Source organism: Phenylobacterium sp. (assembly GCF_030693805.1).
In the GTDB taxonomy this organism is placed as follows: Bacteria; Pseudomonadota; Alphaproteobacteria; order Caulobacterales; family Caulobacteraceae; genus Phenylobacterium.
Genome location: NZ_JAUXZW010000348.1, coordinates 1 through 2,351, shown reverse-complemented (window position 1 = coordinate 2,351; position 2,351 = coordinate 1). Strand labels below are relative to the sequence as shown.

The 2,351-nt window shown below is 67.6% G+C and carries 3 protein-coding genes; all 3 read right to left on the bottom strand.

The genetic code is table 11. From position 1 onward, the window contains the following. Positions 1-511, bottom strand: a 511-nt coding sequence (locus Q8M88_RS13840; RefSeq protein WP_305597741.1) for an aminotransferase class V-fold PLP-dependent enzyme, incomplete at its 3' end; no start/stop codon positions are given. A gap of 2 nt (positions 512-513) precedes the next feature. Next, positions 514-1,557: a Fe-S cluster assembly protein SufD gene (gene sufD, locus Q8M88_RS13835; RefSeq protein ID WP_305597740.1), complete on the bottom strand. Its 1,044-nt coding sequence runs from the start codon at positions 1,555-1,557 to the stop codon at positions 514-516. Continuing rightward, entirely contained in the window at positions 1,554-2,303 is a 750-nt protein-coding gene (gene sufC, locus Q8M88_RS13830; protein WP_305597739.1) for a Fe-S cluster assembly ATPase SufC, read from the bottom strand. Before sufC ends, sufD begins: the two co-directional genes overlap by 4 nt. Positions 2,304-2,351 lie beyond the last annotated feature (48 nt).

Sequence of the window (2,351 nt, the reverse complement as noted above, 5' to 3'; positions counted from 1 at the left end):
TGTGGGTCAGGGCCACGACCTTGACCTTGGGCGTCAGCAGCGCCCGAAACGCCTCCAGATCCAGCCGCCCGTCGTCGGTGACCGGAACGAATCGCAGGACGATCCCCTTGCGCTCACGCAGGAAATGCCAGGGGACGATGTTGGCGTGGTGCTCCATCTCCGTGAGCACGATTTCATCGCCGGCCTGTAGCGAGGCGCCAAGGCCTGCGGCCACCAGGTTAATCGCCTCGGTGGCGCCTTTGGTGAACACCACTTCGCCGATGTCCGAACCGATGAGCGTCGCCACGGATTTCCGCGCCTGCTCGTAGGCGTCGGTCGTCTCGTTGGCGAGCGTATGCAGGCCGCGGTGGACGTTGGAGTATGAGGTCTCCATCGCCTGGACCATGGCGTCGATCACCGCGCGCGGCTTCTGAGCGGAGGCCGCGCTGTCGAGATAGACCAGCGGCTTGCCATTCACCTGCCGCGACAGGATCGGGAACTGACTGCGGATCTGGGCGACGTCGAAAGCCATCTTCAGATCTTCACTCGGGCTGCGACCCAGGCGGCGCAGAGCTCGCGCGCACCCTCGTGCTCGATCCGATCCACAACCTGGCTGACGAAGGCTTCCGCCAGCATGGCGCGCGCCTCGTTATAGGGTACGCCGCGCTGCTGTGCGTAGAACAGCGCGTCCTCATCCAGCGCGCCAACCGTGTTGCCGTGCGCGCACGAGACGTCGTCGGCATAGATTTCCAGTTCGGGCTTGGCGTCCACCTCGGCCCGGTCCGACAGGATCAGGGCGTGATGGCCCATGCGGGCTTCGGTCTGGTCAGCGCCTCTGGCGACCACGATGCGGCCCTGGAACACCGCCCGCGCCTGGTCGCGCACGACGCCCTTGGTGAGCTGGTCCGTGGTCCCACCCGGCCCCGTATGCTGTACGGTGGTGGTCAGGTCGGCGTGCCCGCAGTCTCGCATCAGATAGACCCCGTCGAGGCGGACGTCCGCCTTGTCGCCGGGGTGGGTCAGGCGGGTCTCCAGCCGCTGGCGCTTGGCGCCATCGGTCAGCAGCGTCTGAGAGAACCGCGCGCCCGCCGCCAGCACCACCTCTGCCTGGCTCACGTTGACCGCGTCGGCGTCGTCGGCGGCGATCACCAGACGCTCGACATGCGCGCCGTCATCGACACGGATATCGAGCCCCGAAGCGGCGACATAGCCCTCGGCAAAACCTTCATGGCTTTCCAGCAGGGTCAGTTCGGCGCCCATGTGAACATTGATGGTCAGCCGCGCCTCGTGGCGGCTCTGCGGCGTCGCCGACACGAAGCGCAGGCGCACCGTGCGCTTCTCTCCCGACCGCACGGTCAGGGTCGAGGCGGCGTCATCGCGCAGGCGGCCATTGACCACCAGGAGCTCCGAATCACCCAGGGCGCCGAACGGTCCGGGCGCGACCGCCGCGTCGGTTTCCGGCGACGGCGTCGGGAGCGTGCGCAGCAGACCGCGCAGGTCGCTCCAGCGCCAATCCTCGTCCCGCCGACTGGGGAGCAGGGTGACGTCGCCCGATCGTATGGCGGCGGCCAGGGTCATGCGGCGGCCTTGGCGTACTTGTCGTAGCCTTCGCGTTCGAGGTCGAGCGCCAGCTCCGGCCCGCCGGACGCGGCGATCCGGCCGTCGGCCAGCACGTGAACGCGATCTGGCCGGATATAGTCGAGCAGCCGCTGATAGTGGGTGATCACCAGCATCCCGCGCTCAGGTGATCGCAAGGCGTTGACCCCATCGGACACGATCTTCAAGGCGTCGATGTCGAGGCCGGAGTCGGTCTCGTCGAGGATCAGGAAGCGCGGCTGCAGCATGGCCATCTGCAGGATCTCCATCCGCTTCTTCTCGCCACCGGAGAACCCGACGTTGAGGGCGCGCTTCAGCATCTCGTAGTCGATCTTCAAGGCCGCCGCCGCGGCGCGGGCCAGTTTCAGGAATTCCGGCGCGGAGACCTCGGCCTCGCCGCGGGCGCGTCGCTGGGCGTTCATCGCCGTGCGCACGAAGGTCAGCGCCGCCACGCCGGGAATCTCCAGCGGATACTGGAACGACAGGAACACCCCGCGCGCGGCCCGTTCGTCGGGCGCCAACGCCAGCAGATCCTCTCCGTCCAGGTGCGCAGTGCCGGCGGTGACCGTGTAGCCCTGACGGCCGGTCAGCACATAGGACAGCGTCGACTTGCCGGCCCCGTTCGGCCCCATGATCGCGTGGACCTCCCCCTTGGGGATTTCCAGCGTCAGCCCCTTGAGGATTTCCTTGCCGTCCACTTGGGCGTGCAGGTTGCGGATCGACAGCATCAGGGAACTCTCTCAACTCCCTTCCCCCTGGAGGGGGGAAGGGTTGGG